The sequence below is a fragment of the Ideonella sp. genome (assembly GCF_041287625.1).
Lineage (GTDB): Bacteria > Pseudomonadota > Gammaproteobacteria > Burkholderiales > Burkholderiaceae_C > Ideonella.
The window spans coordinates 90,705-108,974 of the sequence record NZ_JBGGNH010000006.1 but is presented as its reverse complement, the minus strand read 5'-3'; the positions used below and the strand labels follow the sequence as shown (position 1 = coordinate 108,974).

At 67.9% G+C, this 18,270-nt stretch carries 11 protein-coding genes; 3 read left to right on the top strand and 8 right to left on the bottom strand.

Translation table 11 applies throughout. From position 1 onward, the window contains the following. Positions 1 to 9 precede the first annotated feature (9 nt). Positions 10 to 672, top strand: a complete 663-nt coding sequence (locus tag ACAH41_RS01305) for an arylesterase (RefSeq protein WP_370538129.1) — start codon at positions 10 to 12, stop codon at positions 670 to 672. Positions 673 to 727: 55 nt separating this feature from the next. Here the strand turns inward: ACAH41_RS01305 and ACAH41_RS01300 are convergent, their stop codons facing one another. The 8 genes from ACAH41_RS01300 to ACAH41_RS01265 form a co-directional block, all read right to left on the bottom strand. Further along, entirely contained in the window at positions 728 to 2,677 is a 1,950-nt protein-coding gene (locus ACAH41_RS01300; protein ID WP_325651752.1) for a DUF6600 domain-containing protein, read from the bottom strand. A gap of 237 nt (positions 2,678 to 2,914) precedes the next feature. Further along, a complete protein-coding gene (locus tag ACAH41_RS01295; RefSeq protein ID WP_325651753.1) occupies positions 2,915 to 3,451 on the bottom strand; it encodes a hypothetical protein in 537 nt (178 codons plus the stop codon). A gap of 158 nt (positions 3,452 to 3,609) precedes the next feature. Beyond that, a complete protein-coding gene (locus tag ACAH41_RS01290; RefSeq protein ID WP_325651754.1) occupies positions 3,610 to 4,626 on the bottom strand; it encodes a transglutaminase family protein in 1,017 nt (338 codons plus the stop codon). Then, a complete protein-coding gene (locus tag ACAH41_RS01285; protein ID WP_325651756.1) occupies positions 4,623 to 7,283 on the bottom strand; it encodes a circularly permuted type 2 ATP-grasp protein in 2,661 nt (886 codons plus the stop codon). Before ACAH41_RS01285 ends, ACAH41_RS01290 begins: the two co-directional genes overlap by 4 nt. A 98-nt stretch (positions 7,284 to 7,381) precedes the next feature. Then, positions 7,382 to 10,939: a transglutaminase family protein gene (locus tag ACAH41_RS01280; protein ID WP_325651758.1), complete on the bottom strand. Its 3,558-nt coding sequence runs from the start codon at positions 10,937 to 10,939 to the stop codon at positions 7,382 to 7,384. Positions 10,940 to 11,076: 137 nt separating this feature from the next. Beyond that, positions 11,077 to 12,033 carry an alpha-E domain-containing protein gene (locus ACAH41_RS01275; protein WP_325651760.1) on the bottom strand — a complete coding sequence of 319 codons (957 nt, stop codon included), beginning with the start codon at positions 12,031 to 12,033 and terminating at the stop codon, positions 11,077 to 11,079. A gap of 67 nt (positions 12,034 to 12,100) precedes the next feature. Then, a complete protein-coding gene (locus ACAH41_RS01270) occupies positions 12,101 to 13,537 on the bottom strand; it encodes a circularly permuted type 2 ATP-grasp protein (RefSeq protein ID WP_325651762.1) in 1,437 nt (478 codons plus the stop codon). Continuing rightward, positions 13,534 to 15,270 (bottom strand): DNA internalization-related competence protein ComEC/Rec2, encoded by a 1,737-nt coding sequence (locus ACAH41_RS01265; protein WP_370538123.1) that lies wholly within the window; start codon positions 15,268 to 15,270, stop codon positions 13,534 to 13,536. Before ACAH41_RS01265 ends, ACAH41_RS01270 begins: the two co-directional genes overlap by 4 nt. Positions 15,271 to 16,060: 790 nt before the next feature. Here ACAH41_RS01265 and ACAH41_RS01260 point away from each other — a divergent pair. Together ACAH41_RS01260 and zorA are read left to right on the top strand one after the other, a co-directional pair. After that, complete coding sequence (locus ACAH41_RS01260; RefSeq protein ID WP_325651765.1) at positions 16,061 to 16,264, top strand: hypothetical protein; 204 nt, start codon at positions 16,061 to 16,063, stop codon at positions 16,262 to 16,264. Next, entirely contained in the window at positions 16,265 to 18,268 is a 2,004-nt protein-coding gene (gene zorA, locus ACAH41_RS01255; protein ID WP_325651767.1) for an anti-phage ZorAB system protein ZorA, read from the top strand. Positions 18,269 to 18,270: the final 2 nt, after the last annotated feature.

Genomic DNA, 18,270 nt, shown 5'->3' with positions numbered 1-18,270 from the left:
CGCCGGATGATGCACTGTAGCGTGCTGCTGGCCGCGCTGTCGGCCGGCAGCGGCATGGCCTTCGCGGCCACGCCTGTGGCGTCCCCAGCAAGTGCTGCTGCACCTGCCGGCAGCCGACCACGGGTGCTGGTGGTGGGCGACAGCCTGTCGGCGGAATACGGCCTGGCGCGCGGCAGCGGCTGGGTCGCTTTGCTGGACCAGCGGATGGCAGCCGAGAAGCTGCCGTTCGAAGTGGTGAATGCCAGCATCAGCGGCGACACCACTGCCGGCGGCCGCAGCCGGCTGCCGGCCCTGCTCAAGCAGTACCAGCCCAAGGTGCTGGTGATCGAGCTGGGGGGCAACGATGCCTTGCGCGGCCTGCCGCTGGCCAGCACGCGGGACAACCTGGCCGCGATGGCACTGGCAGGCAAGGCCGCAGGCGCGAAGCTGCTGTTGATCGGCATGCAGGTGCCGCCCAATTACGGCGCGCAATATACGCGCGACTTCGCCGACGTGTTCAGTGGCACCGCCCAGGCACAAAAAGCCGCGCTGGTGCCCTTTCTGCTGGCCGGCATTGCCGACCGGCCCGACGCAGAGCAACTGTTCCAGGCCGACCGCATCCACCCCAAGGCCGAGGCGCATCCGCGCATGCTGGACAACGTCTGGCCCGTGCTCAAGCCACTGCTGCGCTGAGCCGCCAAACAAAACACCCGCCGAAGCGGGTGTTTTTCATTGGGCCTGAAGCGGTTCAGTTGGGGTCGCGACGCGGATCGCCCGGGCGGCCACGCGGCTGGCCCTTGTCCTGCCGCTCGGCAGGCTCGGCACGGGGCTGCTGCTGCGGCTGCGGCACAGGCTGGACCTGTGGGCGAGCCTGCGGTTGGGGTTGCTGCGCCTGCGGCCGTTCCACCGGCTGCGGCCGTTCCACTGCCTGGGGCAGGCGCTGGACCTGCGGCCGCTCCGCTTGTTGCGGCTGCACCCGCTCCGGCTGCTGTGCAGGCGCCTGCGGCCTCACCACCTGCGCACCCCGGCGCCACGTGCCGTTGTCCTCGTCCTTGTCGTCGCCACGGGCATCGCTGTTGAAGTTGCCATGGGCATTCAGCGCATCCGGGCGGCGGTTGACGACACGGTTGTCCTCGTCCTGCGGCTGCGGCCGACGGCCGGGTGGCACCGCCTGAACATTGGGCTGGCCCGACGGCAGTGGCTGCACGCTGGGCCGCTGCATGCCGGGACGTTCGCCCGGTTGCGGGGCCACCGGTTGCTGGCCGGATGGCTGGCCACCCAGTTGTTGAACATTCGGCTGCTGCGCCACGGGCCGCCCGGCCCATGGGCGTCCCTGACCGGCCCCCGGCAGCGGCGTGACGACCGGCCGGTTCGGCTGGCGGGCCGAAGGCGGTGGCTGCATCGCCTGAGCCGGCGCCTGCGGCGGGGCCGCAAGGGCGACGGTGTGGCCAGGTTCACGCACCACGCGGCCAACCACCGCGTCCGGCACACGCTGCGCGCCGCCCACCGGTTGCCGGTTGAACATCACCGCCGAAGGCACGGCGGTGATGCCGCCGGGCACGCCTCGGTTGGTGTACATCACCGGTGCGCCGGGGGTCTGGCGCGGCGGCTGGTAGTTCGGCGGCAAGTGCACATGGGTGTAGTTGATGTTCTGCACGTAACGCGGCGAGTAGCGGTAGTACGGCACGAACACTTCGCGCGGCGCCAGCGGCACCCAGCCGACCACAGGACCGCCGCCGACCGAGACCGACACGCTCCAACCCGGGCCGGAACCGCCGACCCAGCCCACCATCGCCGGCGCATACACCGGGCGGCGCACATACTGCCCCGGCGCCCAGCCCCAGCGGCCGCGCCAGTTCACCCAGCGGCCGTAGTGGAACGGCGCGAAGCCCCAGGCGGCATCGTCCTGCCAGGTCCAACCCCAAGGGGCGACCCAGATCCAGCGGCCATAGCGGTAAGGCGCCCAGTCCGCCTGGACCACGGTTGGCGTCCAGATGGCGCCGTATTCCGGGTGGGTTTCCCAGTTGCCCTGGCCGGCCAGGTCTTCGGCGCCCGTCATTTCGGGCGAAACCGGGTAACGCTGCTGCTCGGCGCGTGGCGGCTCGCGGCCATCTTCATACAGCGCCCAGCGCTCGAAGTCATCGTCTGCCGGGGCGCCCCAACTCAGCGCCAGCGGGCCGCGGCCTTCGTTGCTCAGGATGGCGCGCTGGCCGGTGCGAAGCGCCACGCTGCGGCTGTCGCCGTTGAACTGCAATTCGCCAGACAGCACACTGGCCTGCTCCTGGTCGTCAGCCGCGTCGACCCGGAACAAGCCGGTGCTGCGTGGCAGGTAGCTGCCTTCGCGGGTGTTCAGCGAAACCTCGCGGATCAGCTCCGGCTCGCGCACCCGCAAGATGGCACTGCCGCTGTAGAGCCGCAGGTCCACGCGGTCATCGTCCAGGCGTTCGATCTGCAGGTCGGTGCGCTCATCCAGCCGCACGGTGGTGGAGCCGATCTGCAGCTCCATCCGCGAATCGCGGTCGGTGGTCAGGCGGTCACCGGTGGTGAACGGGCGATTGCGCTGCAGGTCGAACCATTCGCGCTGGCCCTGCTCCTGCATCCAGGCCTGGCCGTGCACCTGGGCCACGCGGCCCACGCGGCCTGGCGGATCGTCTTCCGCCTGCGCTGCCGGTGCCGCAGCCATCCAGAGGGCCAACACCGCCAGGGCTGCACCGGCGCCTCGGCGCCATGCGCTGCCCCGCGTTCCCTTCGCCCGGTCAACCGGGCGCATCGAAGACAAAAAGGATTGCATGCGGGGACTAACGTTCAGGCGGCCATCTGGGCTGACCCACCGCGGGTCAACCCCGACACCAGCCGTATCCATTGGTGACAAAACCCCGCAACAGGCGAGGCCAAGGCTCACAGCATTCGGGCAATCCGTGCGCCCGAAGCCAGTTCAGGCGCCGGAGATGGCCAGGCTGGTGAGCTCGATCGACTGCGACATGCCTTGCGAGCAGCCGTCCAGCCAGACACGCAGCAGCGGCGCGCTGGTGTCCGCGCTGACGGTGGGCGCGCCGGAGAGTGCGGCCACGCCGTTGTAGCTCGCCGTCCAGGCCAGGCTGGGGCCGCCTTCGATGTGCAAGGTGCCCGGCATCGCATTGAAGCCGACCACGTTCCAGGTGTAGCGCTGGCCGCGATAGACCAGTTCCAGCCGCGGCACGTCGGTGTCGAACTGGCCCAGGCCCAGGTCCCAGCGGCTGACCTTCAGGTCGATCGCCAAACGCTTGTAGCTGCCGGCGCTCAGATGCGACTCGGTCAGCGCCACCTCGGCCGCCGCCTTCGGGCAGGCCACGCTGCCGGTGACGGGATCGGTGATGTAGAGCGCCGCGGCCATCTTCAGCAGGCCATCGCCCAGCGTGGTGCTGGCGGCGCTGGCGGGCTCGGCAGTCAGCTGCCAGCCTGCAGCGCTTTTGAAATCCCATTGCTGCGCCACCGTCACGGCTCCGCTGTTTCCGGAGCTTCCCGAACCGCCGGAACCGGCAGGCGTCGAGCTGCTGCCATCGCTGCCCCCGCCACCGCCGCCACAGGCGGAAACCGCCATCGCGAGCGGCAACAGGCAGGACGAAAAGGGAAACAGGCGGCGCAACAGCATCATGGGGCATCGACAGGTACAGGCCGTGCAGGCGGCGCGGCCTCGCCACAGCCAGCCTCTTCCGGCGGAAGCGCATTGTCCAATGGTTGCACCGTCACGGCCACCCGTGGCAACGCGCGGCCACCGCCGCGGATCACGCCGCGCAGCGGCGCCACGTCGCCATAGTCCCGGCCCCAGGCCAGCGTCACGTGGTCCATGCCTGCCGGCACGTCGTTGGTCGGGTCCAGCGCCACCCAGCCCTGCTCCGGGCACCAGATGGCCATCCAGGCATGCGAGGCATCGGCACCGATCAGCCGCGGCTGGCCTTCTGGCGGGTTCGTCAACAGGTAGCCGCTGACGTAGCGGGCCGCCAGGCCCAGCGAGCGGCAGGCGCCAATCATCACGTGGGCGAAGTCCTGGCAAACGCCGCGCGACAGCGCCAGCGCCTCGCTGGCACGGGTGTTCACCGAGGTGCTTTGCGGCTGGTAGGCCATGCGCTCGTTGACCAGTTGCATCAAGGCCAGTGCGCCGCCCATCACCGAGCGGCCAGGCGTGAAGGCCAGCCGGCCGAAGGCGGCCAGCTGCGGTGAACGCGGGGCGAAATGCGAAGGCAAGGTGAACTCGACCGCCTCGGCATGCGCCACGCCGGCGTGGTAGCGCAGCGTTTCGGCCACGTCTTCCCAAGCGGGGCTGTTTTCCGGATCGGGGGCTGCCGTGGGCGTGAGCCCCACCTCGAAACGCGAGCTGACGCACAGCCGCTCGTGCACCCGCGAATGGCTGAAGGCCAGCCGGCCGTTGCCCCAGCAGTCGAAGCTCATCTGGGTGGCCGGCGCCGGGCCGGTGTCGCTGGCCAGTTCTTCCCATTCATCGGGCGCCGGGTCGATGGACAGCGACCAGTCGCGCACCAGCTGGGTGTCGGTGGCCCGCGGACTCAAGTAGGCCACGTGATGCGCCAGCTCGACCGGCGCGTCGTAGGCGTACACGGTGTCGTGCTGCACGCTCAGCCAGCGCATTTCTTCACCGGTCTCACCGCTCATTGCCACACCAGATGGTCCACCGCGCCGACGTGCAAGAACATCTTGCGGCCCACCGCGTCCGACAGCGCCAGCGCCTGCTCGCTGCAGTCGCGCAAGGCGGTGATCAACGCGGTGTGGCTGCCGTCTTCGTCGCGCGCAGCCAGCTTGGCCAGCGGCCAGGCCTCCGGCGTGGGCAGCGGCGCTGCGACCTCTGCGGCCCAGCCCGCCTCGTGCCGGGCCAGCTTCAGGAAGCGGCCACGCAGGGTCTGGGCCACCCAGCCCAGCGAGCGCGGGTTGTCCAGGTCGCGCACAAGCAGGTGCAGCAGCGGCGGCACTTCGCGGCGGGCCTGGAACTGGGCGCGGTAGGTGATGGTCGAGTCGAACAGGCCCAGCAGCAGCGCAAAACCATCGTCGCGCTCGGGCAGGCCGTGCTCGAAGCCGGTGGCCAGCGCGTGGGACAGGAAGTCCAGCCGCTCGATCTGCCGGCCCACGCTGAGCAGCCGCCAACCGTCGTCGCGCGTCATGCGGTCGGTCTGCGCACCGGTGATCGCGGCAAGGTGCGTGGCGGCGCGGTTCAGCACGCCCAGCACATCCGACAGCGGCTCGGCCGAGCCGGACTCGAAGACCGAGGCCAGGTGCTGCTGGAAGTTTTCGCCAACCTCGTTGATCAGCTTCCAGTGCTCCTGCGACAGCCGCTCGCGCAGCGCCTGCGCGCAGCCCTGCAGCGCCTGCAGGTTGAAGGCCACGCTGGTGACGCCGCGGGTCTCGCCCAGCGAATGCACCAGCGAACGCTCGAACACGCGCAGCGACTGGGCCGGCGACGGCACGCCAGCGCTGACCAGCCCATGCCGGCGCGCCAGCACGTCCAGCACCTGCAGCACGGTCGGCGAAGCACCATGCAGCATCGAGCCGGACAGGGCCTCCAGCGTCAGCCGTGCCAGGCGCAGCAGGTTCTCGGCGCGCTCGGTGTAGCGGCCCAGCCAGAACAGGTTTTCGGCCGAGCGGCTGGTCACCGTGCGGTGCCAGCCAGCCAGGTCATCGACGCTGAGCGGCGGCGGCAGCAGCGTGGTCGCGTCGACCGCGCCATCGGTCAGCACCCAGGTGTCGACGCTGGCGCTGCCGCGCTGCATCGACAGCCAGGGGTCGTGGATGCCATCGCGGCGGTGCGCCACGCGGGTCAGCCCGCCGGGCATCACGCGCCAGCCACCCGCGCCGTCGGACACTGCAAACACCCGCAGCACCGCGGTGCGTGGCTCCAGTGCGCCTTCGCGCCAGACCGGCAGCTGCGAGGGCCGCGCACGCGACAGCAGCGTGTGCGCCGGCGGGTCGGCCTCGATGCGGCCAGCCAGCGCGGCGCGCGCACTGGGCGCCTGCGTGGCCATCAGCACCGGCGTGAAGCCGGTGGTCGTGTCGCTGGACGGAAAGGTGGGCGCAACGACAAACTCTTCCAGCCGCGCCTGGTGGCGCTGCCAGACCGAGGCTTCGCCGCACCACCAGGTGGTCGTCGTCGGCAGCAGCAGGTCTTCGCCGAGCAGGCGCTCGCAGACCGCTGGCCAGAAGGCTGCCAGGCCCGGGCTTTCCAGCCAGCCGGAACCGGGCGTGTTCGCAACCACCACTTCACCTGCGCGCAGCGCCTGCAGCAGGCCGGGCACGCCCAGCGCCGAGTCGGAGCGCAGCTCCAGCGGGTCGAGGAATTCGTCGTCCACCCGGCGCAGCACGCCGTGCACCCGTTCCATGCCGTGCAGCGTCTTCAGGTACAGCCGGTTGGCACGCACCGTCAGGTCACCGCCTTCGACCAGCGTGATGCCCAGGTAGCGCGCCAGGAAGACCTGCTCGAAATAGGTTTCGTTGTGCGGGCCTGGCGTGAGCAGCACCACGCGGGCGCGTTCGCCCGCCTTGCTGAGCCGCATCACGCCATGCAGCAAGGCCTGGAACGAAGCCGCCAGGCGCTGCACCTTCAGCTCGCCAAAGGCCTCGGGGAACTGCTGCGAAATGATGAGCCGGTTTTCCAGCAGATAGCCCAGGCCGGAAGGCGCCTGCGTGCGCTGGCCCAGCACCCACCAGCCGCCGTCCGGGCCGCGCGCCAGGTCGAAGGCCGCCACGTGCAGGTGCACGCCGCCCGGCGGCACGCAGCCGTGCAGCGGCCGCAGGTATTGCGGGTGGCCCAGCACCAGCGAAGGCGGCAGCAGGCCTTCTTCCAGCAGCAGGCGCTCGCCATAGACGTCGCTCATCGCGGCATTCATCAGCTTGGTACGCTGCTGCACACCGGCCTCGATGCCAGCCCACTCTTCCGGGCCGATCAGCATCGGCAGCAGCTCCAGCGGCCAGGCGCGTGGCACGCTGGGGCCGTCGTCGTAGACGTTGTAGGTGGCACCGTCCTCGCGCACCCGGCGCTGCACGCGCGCGGCGCGGTTGGCCAGGTCCAGCCAGCCGGCCGAGCCGTTGGCACGGAAAAAACGCTGCCAAAGCGGCGCGATCTCCGGCCGCGGCGTGCCAGCTTCCGGCGTGCCGGCGGGCTGTGCATGCAGTTCGTCGAAATGGCCGTCGTCGCTGCGCTGCGCTGCGGCCTGCACAAAGGCCAGCGCGTCCGGCAGTTCGTCAGGCAACAGCGATTGCTGCGGCTGCGCGGACGAACCGGCCGGGTTGAGCGGGGAGGAAGACAGCAAGCTCACGGACATCTCGACATCATGCCCTGCCCCGGCGCAGGGTCACCCACGTGGTGGCCTCCGCCACGGGGCGGATTTCACAACGCCGGCCTTGTTGCACCGGCACCTGCTCACCGCCAGGCACGCCGCAGGTCCAGCGTGAACGGGAATTCCTGGCTGCGCTGCGCTTCGGGTGCTTCCACCGGCCCGCTGGTATGGCCCATCGGCGAGAAGCGCGCCAGGCGGCGGCTCTCGGCCTCGAAGGCGTTCACCGGGAAGGTGTCGTAGTTGCGCCCGCCGGGGTGGGCGACAAAATACTGGCAGCCACCCAGCGAACGGTTCATCCAGGTGTCGACCACGTCCACCGTCAGCGGGGCCTGCACGCCAATGCTGGGGTGCAGCGCCGAAGGCGGCAGCCAGGCACGGTAACGCACGCCGGCCACGAACTCACCGGCCACACCGGTGGGCTGCAGCGGCACCGCCACGCCGTTGACCGTGATGCGGTGGCGCGTGTCGATCAGGCCGCTGACCTTCAGCTCCAGGCGTTCCAGCGAGGAGTCGACATAGCGCACCGTGCCGCCAGCACTGCCCTCTTCGCCCATCACATGCCAGGGCTCCAGCGCATTGCGCAGCGTCAGGTGCAGGCCGCGTGCAGCGAACTCGCCGACCTTCGGGAAGCGGAACTCGAAGTGCGGCGCAAACCAGCCGCCGTCGAAGGCGTAGCCGGCCTGCTGCATGTCCTCCATCACGTCGTCGAAGTCCATCTGCACGAAGGTCGGCAGCAGGAAACGGTCGTGCAGCTCGGTGCCCCAGCGCACCAGCGGCGCGCGGTAGGGCTGCTGCCAGAAGCGCGCCACCAGCGCGCGCAGCAGCAGCTGCTGGACCACGCTCATGCGCGCATGCGGCGGCATCTCGAAGGCGCGCAGCTCCAAGAGGCCCAGCCGGCCTGTCGCCGAATCGGGCGAATAGAGCTTGTCGATGCAAAACTCGCTGCGGTGGGTGTTGCCGGTCACGTCGACCAGCACATTGCGCAGCGCGCGGTCCACCGTCCACGGCGGCACGGCCAGGCCGCCGGCCTGGGCCGCGTCGGTCAGGCGGAAGATCTCGCCGAGCGCAATCTCCAGCTCGCGCAGCTGGTCGTTGCGGGCTTCGTCCACCCGCGGGGCCTGGCTGGTCGGGCCGATGAACAGGCCCGAAAACAGGTAGCTCAATGACGGGTGGTTGTGCCAGTAGCCCAACAGCGAGGCCAGCAGCTCGGGCCGGCGCAGGAACGGCGAATCGGCCGGCGTGGCGCCGCCCATCACGAAGTGGTTGCCGCCGCCGGTGCCGGTGTGCCGGCCGTCGACCATGAACTTCTCGGACGACAGGCGCGACTGCCAGGCCGCGTCATAGAGGAACTCGGTGTGCGCGACCAGTTCCTTCCAGCTTTGCGCCGGGTGGATGTTGACCTCGATCACGCCCGGGTCCGGCGTGACCTGCAGCAGCTTCAGGCGCGGGTCGCGCGGCGGCGGGTAGCCTTCCATCACGATCTTCACGCCCAGATCGGCCGCCGTGGCTTCCACCGCGGCCACCAGCGCAAGGTAGTCCTCCAGCAACTGCAGCGGCGGCATGAAGACGTACAAGACGCCAGAAGCCTGGCCAACCTTCTCGGCCTTCGGCCCGTTGGCGCGGCGCGGGTCGCGCACTTCCACGCACAGCGCCGTGCGCGTCAGCCAGTGGGCCGACTCGTGGCGGCCGGGCAAGGCCTGTGCGGCCAGCGCGTCGGCGCCACCCGGCACGTCGCGGCCGGACAGCGGGCCCTTGGGGTTGTCGATCAGGCCATCGCGGTCGGCCAGCTCGTCGCCTTCGGGCACAGCGCCGTCCGCCATGCCCAGGCCCATCGAATGCGCCGGGCCGCCAGGCTCGCCACCAATCACCGGCCAGCCGCGCGCAGCGGCGCCGCCCTCGGCCTTGCTGCCCAGCACCGACTGGCTGCGGTACGGCACGCTGGCGGGCAAGGCGTCGCGCGGGGCAAACGGGTCTTGCGGGTACTGGAACGGGAACTGCGATTCGCTGACCCAGGGCAGCGAGTCCAGCGGCAGCCGGTAGCCCATCGGCGAGTCGCCAGGGAACAGGTACATGCGCTCGTCACGGAAGAACCACGGGCCGGTCTGCCAGCGGATGCCGTCCAGGCTCGGCCCATCGGCTCGCTTGATCGGCAGCACGTAGCCAACCTCGTAGGCCAAGCCCTGGTCGAACACGCGGCGCAGCCGCAGGCGCTCCAGCTCGTCTTCCAGCTCGGACTCGAACGGATCCACGTTGACCGGCAGGCGGCGCTCGCGCCACAGGTAGTACCAGGTGTCCTCGTAGCCGGTCTGCACGAACTGCGTGTCCAGGCCCAGGCGGGTGGTCAGCGCGTCGATGAAGCGGCGCGCGTCGGCGCTGGTGTAGGCATGCGGCTCCCGCTCGTCGGCGAACAGCGAGGGGTCGTTCCAGCAGGGCTGGCCGTCCGCCCGCCAGCAGATGGACAGCGCCCAGCGAGGCAGTTGCTCGCCCGGGTACCACTTGCCTTGGCCGTAGTGCAGGAAGCCGCCCTTGCCGTACTCGGCGCGCAACCGCTTCACCAGGTCCTGCGCCAGCATGCGCTTGGTCGGGCCGAGCGCGTCGGTGTTCCATTCGGCGCCGTCTCGGTCGTCGACCGAGACAAAGGTCGGCTCACCGCCCATGGTCAGGCGCACGTCGCTGGCTTCGAGCTGGCGGTCCACGCGCTCGCCCAGCTGCAGCACCTCGGCCCACTGGTCTTCGGTGTAGGGCTTGGTGACGCGCGGCGACTCCCAGACGCGGCTGATGCCCATCTCGTGGCCGAACTCGACCTCGCACTCGTCGACCGCACCGCTGATCGGCGCAGCACTGGAAGGCTGCGGTGTGCAGGCCAGCGGAATGTGGCCTTCGCCCGCCAACAGGCCGGACGTCGGGTCCAGGCCGATCCAGCCGGCGCCAGGCAGGTAGACCTCGCACCAGGCATGCAGGTCGGTGAAGTCGACTTCGGTGCCGCTGGGGCCATCCAGCGCCTTCACGTCCGGCGCGAGCTGGATCAGGTAGCCGGAGACGAAGCGTGCGGCCAGGCCCAGGTGGCGCATGGTCTGCACCAGCAGCCAGCCGGTGTCGCGGCAGGAACCGGAGCCGTTGACCAGCGTTTCCTCCGGCGTCTGCACGCCGGGCTCCATGCGGATCAGGTAGGAGATGTCGTGCTGCAGCCGCTGGTTCAGCGCCACCAGGAAGTCGATGGTGGTGGTTTCGGTGCGGTCTATGCTGGCCAGGAACTTGGCGAAAGCCGGCGTGGGCGGCTCCACGACCAGGTATGGCGCCAGTTCACGCGCCAGCTCCAGCGAATAGGTGAACGGGAAGGTCTGCGCGGTGGGTTCGAGGAAGAAGTCGAACGGGTTGTAGACCGACATCTCGGCCACCAGGTCGACGGTGACCTTGAACTCGGTCGTCGGCTCCGGGAAGACCAGCCGGCCCAGGTAGTTGGCGAACGGATCCTGCTGCCAGTTGATGAAGTGGCTCGCCGGCTCGACCTTCATCGAGTAGGCCAGGATGGGCGTGCGGCAGTGCGGCGCCGGGCGCAGGCGCACGACCTGCGGCGAAAGGTTGACCCGCCGGTCATACCGGTAGTGGGTGACGTGCTTGAGCGCGACGTGGATGGACAAGGGATTTCCTTTGCGTCGGTCAACGACAGGATGAACGGTTGTCGAAGTCTGCCGGCGAGGCTCCGCACCAGGCGGCCGCCGCGTTCACGTGCGCAGGCCGGCCGGCACCCGAAGGCACCGGCCGGCCTGCGCGAAAGTCAATGTGCCGAGACCAGGAAGTCGCGGCTGATGCCCAGGCCCAGGTCGCCCACGCGGTCCAGGAACTGGGTCAGGTAGGCATGCAGGCCGGTGGACAGGATCTCGTCGATGCGGGCGAATTCCAGGTCGCAGCGCAGGCGCCCGGCGCGGCGCAGCGTCTCGCCCGATTGTTCGTTGGACACCAGCTTCAGGTTGGTGACGACCTCGTTCAGGCAGGCCGCCAGCGAACGTGGCATGTCCGGCCGCAGGATCAGCAGCTCGGCCACCTTGTCGGGCTGGATCACGTTGCGGTAGACCTTGCGGTAGATCTCGAAGGCCGAGACCGAGCGCAGGATGGCCGACCAGTGATAGAAGTCGTATTCGCTGTCGCGTTCGTCGGCCGCGCCGTAGAAGTCGCTCTCCACCGCATGGAACTTCACGTCCAGCAGCCGCGCGGTGTTGTCGGCCCGCTCCAGGAAGGAGCCGATGCGGATGAAGTAGAAGGCCTCGTCCTGCAGCATGGTGCCCACGGTCACGCCGCGCGACAGGTGCGAGCGGAACTTGACCCACTCGAACACCGAAGACGGGTCGCGCGCCATCACGCCGTCCGCCAGCATGCGGTTGAACTCCAGCCAGGTCTGGTTGGTCGTCTCCCAGGCTTCGGTGGTCAGCGAACCGCGCACCGCGCGGGCGTTTTCGCGCGCAGCCCGCAGGCAGCTGAGGATGGACGACGGGTTGCGCTCGTCGCGCACCATGAAGTCCTTGACCTGCCGGGGGTTGATCGCCCCGTAGCGGTTGTTGTAGTCGTTCGTCAGCTCGGAGATGCTGAGCAGCCCGCGCCAGCCTTGCTCGGCCACCGCGGCCGACTGCGGCAGCAGCGAGCTCTGGTAGTTGACGTCCAGCATGCGGGCGGTGTTCTCGGCGCGCTCCATGTAGCGCGCCATCCAGAACAAATGGTCGGCAGTTCGAGAAAGCATGTGTGATCCGTTTGTCTTCTTGGCCTCGTTCCGGGGTCGCTTCAACAGCGATGTCAATGTCGAGGGATCAGTCCTCCAGCACCCAGGTGTCCTTGGTGCCACCGCCTTGTGAAGAGTTGACGACCAGCGAGCCTTCCTTGAGCGCCACGCGCGTCAGCCCGCCCGGCACCATCTGCACTTCCTTGGCGCCCGAGAGCACGAACGGCCGCAGGTCGATGTGGCGCGGCGCGATGCCGGACTCGACGAAGGTCGGACAGGTCGACAGGCTCAGCGTGGGCTGGGCGATGTAGTTGCTCGGATTGGCGACCAGGTGGGCCCGGAAGTCCTCGATCTCGGCCTTGGTCGCCGCCGGGCCGACCAGCATGCCGTAGCCGCCGGCGCCGTGCACTTCCTTCACCACCAGGTCCGGCAGGTGGTCCAGCACGTACTTCAGGTCGTCCGGCTCGCGGCACAGGTGCGTGGGCACGTTGTTCAGGATCGGCTTTTCACCAAGGTAGAACTCGACCATCTTCGGCACGTAGGGGTAGATGGACTTGTCGTCCGCCACCCCCGTGCCCACCGCGTTCGACAGCGTCACGTTGCCTGCCTTGTAGGCCTCGATCAGGCCGGCGCAGCCCAGCGTGGAGTTGGGCCGGAACACGTCCGGGTCCAGGAAGTCGTCGTCCAGCCGACGGTAGATCACGTCGACCCGCTTCGGGCCCTGCGTGGTGCGCATGAAGACGAATTTGTCCTTCACGAACAGGTCCTGGCCTTCAACCAGCTCCACGCCCATCTGCTGGGCCAGGAAGGCGTGCTCGAAGTAGGCCGAGTTGTACATGCCCGGCGTGAGCACGACCACGGTCGGGTCGTTGACGCCGCTGGGCGCCACGCTGCGCAGGGTTTCCAGCAGCAGGTCGGGATAGTGCGCGACCGGGGCGACGCGGTGGTCGGAGAACAGCTCCGGGAATAGCCGCATCATCATCTTGCGGTTTTCCAGCATGTAGCTGACACCGCTGGGCACGCGCAGGTTGTCTTCCAGCACGTAGTAGCTGCCGGAACCATCGGGGTTGGCGGCGCGCACGATGTCGATGCCGGCAATGTGCGAGTACAGCCCGTGCGGCACGTCCACGCCCATCATCTCGGGGCGGAACTGCGCGTTGTTGGTGATCTGCTCGGCCGGCACGATGCCCGCCTTGAGGATCTCCTGGCCGTGATAGACGTCGTGGATGAAGCGGTTCAGTGCGGTGACGCGTTGCGCCAGGCCTTTTTCCATCTCACGCCACTCGTGCGCCGGGATGACCCGCGGGATCAGGTCGAACGGGATCAGGCGTTCGGTGCCTTCGCCGGAGTCCTTGTCGCCATACACGGCGAAGGTGATGCCGACGCGGCGAAAGATGACCTCGGCCTCCTCGCGGCGCGCCTTCATCATGTCGCCGGGCTGCTGGGCAAGCCAGCGGTCGTAAGTGCGGTAGTGCTCGCGCACTGTCGCGCTGTTCGCATGCATCTCGTCGAAGCTGGGTCTCATTCATGCTCTCCTGCAGGGGAATCCGTAGCAACAACCGCACCAGCCGCGGGCAGAACAGACCCGCTGGCGGCCGGCCCCTGCCAGTGCCAAAGGCGCTTTTGCACGTCGCGCGTGCATGTTGCACCATTTGCCGACCACCGCCACGCACCGCAGTGGTCGCTGCGCACCACCGGGACGCTCAACGCCTGGTAGCGCGCCAGCACCTCGGGATGCGGGTGGCCAAAACGGCTTCGATAGCCTACCTGCACCACGGCCACCTTCGGCCCCACCGCGCGCAAGAATTCTTCGCTGGACGAGGTATGGCTGCCATGGTGTGGCACCAACAGCACGTTGCTGGCGAGCAGCGCGGGGGACTGCACCACCAGCGTATGTTCCTGCGCCGCTTCGAGGTCGCCGGTCAGCAGCGCGCTGCGGCCCACCGCGTCAATGACCTTCAGCACGCAGCTGACGGTGTTGGGTTTGACGCCGACGAGCTGGGCCCCCGGCGCGGGAAACAACATCTGGAAATGCACGCCGTCCCAATCCCACTGCTGGCCGGCGGCGCAGGTCTCGTGGTGCACCGCCTGCGCCAGCAATGGGTGCCCAGCTTCCAGGCTGCTGAGCAGGTGCACCTGCGGCCAGCGGGCAAGCAATGCTGGCGCACCGCCCACGTGGTCCAGGTCGCGGTGGCTCAGCACCAGCGTGTCCAGCTGCGTGTCGCCCAGCGCCTGCAGCAGCGGCAGCAGCACGCGCTGGCCGGCATCGCTGTCCACCGAGAATCGCGGGCCGGTGTCGTGCACCAGCGTGTGATGCGCGGTGCGGATCACCACCGCGCTGCCCTGCCCCACGTCCGCCGCGACCAGCTCGAACTCACCCACCGGCGGCCGCGGCACCGCCGGCCACAGCAGCGGCAGCGCCAACGGCACGCCCAGCAACCGCAAGCGCCAAGGCAAGGGCAAAGCCAGCAGCAGGCCGCCCAGCAGCCCGAAGGCCATCACCAGCGCGGTGGCCTCCGGCACGCCCCAGCTCGCTGCCGGCCAGCTGGCCAGCCACTGCAGCCAGGCCAGCAGCGGCTGCAGCAGCCAGCCCGCCAGCGTCCAGAAGCCTGGCCACAGCGTGCCCAGCAGGGCCAGCGGCGTGATCACGAAGGTCACCACTGGCACGGCCACCCAGTTGGCCGGCAGGCCCACCAGCGAGATCTGCTGGAACAGCACCAGCGTCAGCGGCGCCAGGCCCGCGGTGATGACCCATTGGGCGCGCGCGGCACGGCGCAACGCCAACAGCAGGCGTGCCCGCCAACCTGGCGGTTCGGGTGACACGGCCGGCTGCGCAGCGTCGGCCATCATCAGCAAGGCGACCGCGGCGAAGGACAGCCAGAAGCCCGGCTGCAACATGGCCCAGGGGTCCAGCAGCGTGACCAGTGCCCCGGTCAGTGCGCACAGCAGCAAGGCAGGCCACGGCGGACCGAAGCTGCGCAGCACCACCGCCAGCGCCAGCATGCAGACGGTGCGCTGCGCCGGCACGCCCCAGCCGGCCATCAACGCGTACAGCGTGGCAAACACCAGCCCGCCCCAGCGCGCCGCGACCGGCGCCGGCAGCCAGTGCCGCAGCCGCACGCTGCGCCGCCAGCCTGCGCCCACCAGCAGCCCGGCCATCGCGGCGAACAAGGTGATGTGCAGTCCGCTGATTGAAATGAGGTGACTGATACCGGTTTGCCGGTACAGCGCCCAGCCCTTGCCGTTGGGAATCGACAATAAAGTCCTACCCCCGCACAAATGGTCCTACGCCGGAGTCACTCCGACAAAGGGTTCTTCGCCATCGACCGTTTTTCAGCCCTCGCCCGTTGACAAATGGTCCTACGCTCTGGCGCTCTGAGTGGTCTTACGTGACTGTTTTGCTTGAGGAAAGTGGCGAGCTGGTCGTTGGTCAAACCATCGGAGTCCTCAAATCGACTTCTGTGCCAAGTGCGCTTCATTCCTCTCGGACCGGCCACCTACGCCTTCCGAATCGTCCGCTGAGGCGTCTCCAGGTCCTGCTTTGACAAATAGTTCGTCGGCAAACCAGGCCTTCGACAAATCGTTCTACTCAGCCACTCGCCAGACGCTGGCAGGCTTTGAAAGACACACGTTCGTATAGGCACCGCGCCGACGCGTCTCAACAGACGAAGCTCCCCGGGCAGCCCACTTCCTGGTCGCGGGCAAGGCGTCTCGTGAGGCATTTAGTCGCCTCGAAGTTGGTCTCTGTCATTGAGTCGTTTCGGAACGGGCGCCTTCCGCACGACTTGCCGAGGACAAAAAGGGCTGAAGGCAGCACGGTCCGGTCGGTCACAACTCATGACTCGCCGCGCTGGGCGCCCAACTTCGATGATTGACCAGTTTCCGCTGCGGACGCTCGGTGGCGAGCGCACAGCCCCTCACCGGTCGCTGCGCTGAGCTCAGTTTTGAGTGCTTGTACACCTACTTAGGGCGGTAGGCGCGTTGTATCTACTTGTGTCTGCCGAGCCCGCCATGTATTGTGCGTTGCAATACATCAGGGAGGGCAGGTATGGAGCCCGAGAAGACGGTGGGGCTGAGCTTCCGCATCACACCGCGGATGAAACGCCTGCTCGAGGCCGCGGCGGCAAATGAGCGCCGCAGCCTGACCAACACACTTGAAGTCCTGGTCGAGGACTACTGTCGTCGTCACGGAATCGAAGACCAAGAAGACGCCGTTCGCAGCAAGGCGGAAACGGCAAGGGAGAGGAAGTAAATGGACGAACTATCCAAGGCGCTGGGGCACTTGCATCCGTCGCTGGCGAACCTTCATGGCGTTCCGCTATGGGTTTTCCTGTTTGTTCTGCTGCTCACAGGCGCCTTTCTGGTGGGGTACGCACTGAAGGGAACACAGGTTTGGTGGCAACTGTCGTCGGTCTGCCGGGCCGTCCGAGCTGCGCGCAACGGCAAAACCCCACCAGACCCAGCAAAGGTTGGAAGCGCCTTCAAGTCAGAGCCGCTCAAACACCTGTGGGATGAGTACCAGAAGACGCTTCATGGTGTGCACAAGGCAGGCACCGGCAGCAATGCGCTGACCGAAATGCACGCGACCATACCGGCCGAGTCCATCTTCAATCGCGAAGTGCTGGTCGACGGAAGGCTCTTCGACGAGTTCACGCGTCACCTGCCTGGCGTTCTCACTGGCCTTGGAATCATCGGAACATTCGCTGGGCTGCTGGACGGTCTAAATTCCTTCAGGCCGACCCCCATCGAGGACGCCGTCAACGGCCTCGGCCCATTGCTCCTCGGGGTCCAACACGCCTTCATCGCTTCGGGCACAGCCATCGCATGCGCGATGGTGGTCGTTTTCGTCAGCCGGTTCGCCCTCGCCTACCTCTATCGGCTGGTTGAGCGCCTCACGCACGCTGTCGACAGCTTGTACGCGGCCGGCGCCGGAGAGGCATACCTTGCTCGGCTGGTGAAGTCGTCCGAACAGAACGCAGCAAGCACGGCACAGCTGAAGGACGCCCTTGTTGAAGACCTCAACAAGATGATGACGAATCTGGTGGACAGGCAAATCGCAGCCCAAGAAGCTGCGACCAACGCACTCGGCGACCGAATCGGCGAGTCCATCACGAAGGCCATCGCCGAGCCAATGAAACGCGTCGGCGAAGCCATGGAAGTCACCGCCCGCGGCAACGGCGACCAGGTGAACAACATGCTCGAGTCGCTGCTCACCGGCTTCATGGCCAAGCTCGAGGACACCTTCGGCGGACAGATGCGTGGCATCAACGAACAGATGCAGCGGTCGATGGACTCCATGGGCGCAGTCCAAAGCTCCCTTCAAGCCCTCCTTGCCGACATCCAGCGCACGAACGAACAGGCGGCCTCCCAGATGAGCGGCACTCTGGAGGCTGCGATGAAGAAGGCTGCGGACAACCAGCAGCTGATGACCGACCAGATGCGCGAGTTCGTTCAAGACTTCCGTCGCCTCGTGACCGAGGAACAGAACAAGTCGCAGAACGCCATGGACGAGGCCGTGATGAAGGTCTTCGGGGAGATGGCGGTCGCGCTCGAGGGGTTGGAGAAGGTCCGAAAGACGGCGGCAACGGAAGAGGCGGGACGCCACGACCAACTCTCGACCCAGACCAATCAACTTGTTGGCGGCCTGACAACCCAGGTTGAGTCACTCCTTGGCGCGGTATCCGACCAAGTCGCAAAGACCCAGAAGAACATCGACGCGCTGGGCCAAGTTTCCCTTCGAGCTATCGACGGGATGAATCAAGGTGCGCTGACGATGGGCACCGCCGCCCAACGCTTTGAAACGGCCGGCGGAGCGGTTTCCACCGTCTTCGAGCGCTCAACCAAGGTCTCGGAAACGCTTGCCGGCGCATCGACGGCGCTGCAAGCAGCAGCCACCGCCGTTCAGCGCGGCTTCGACCAGTACGACTCCACCCGGAAGACAGTTGAAGCACATGTCGCCTCCCTGACCGGTCTCATCGAATCAGCGAGGAAGGAGGCCGGGGTCTCGCAAGAGCTGGTGGCGAACATCAAGGAAAGTGCGGATGTCATTCGCAAGTCCGAAGCCGAAAGCCGGGAGCACCTCCAGCGTGTCAACGACGCCTTGGTCAAGGCCTTCACCGACTTCGGTAGTTCGCTGGTCGGACAAGTTAAGTCGACCATCGCCGAGACCGACCGGCACCTTGCCCAGGGCACCGGCCACCTCAACGGCGTCGTCCAGGAGCTCGCCCGAGCTGTCCAACGCATGCAGAGGACCTGACG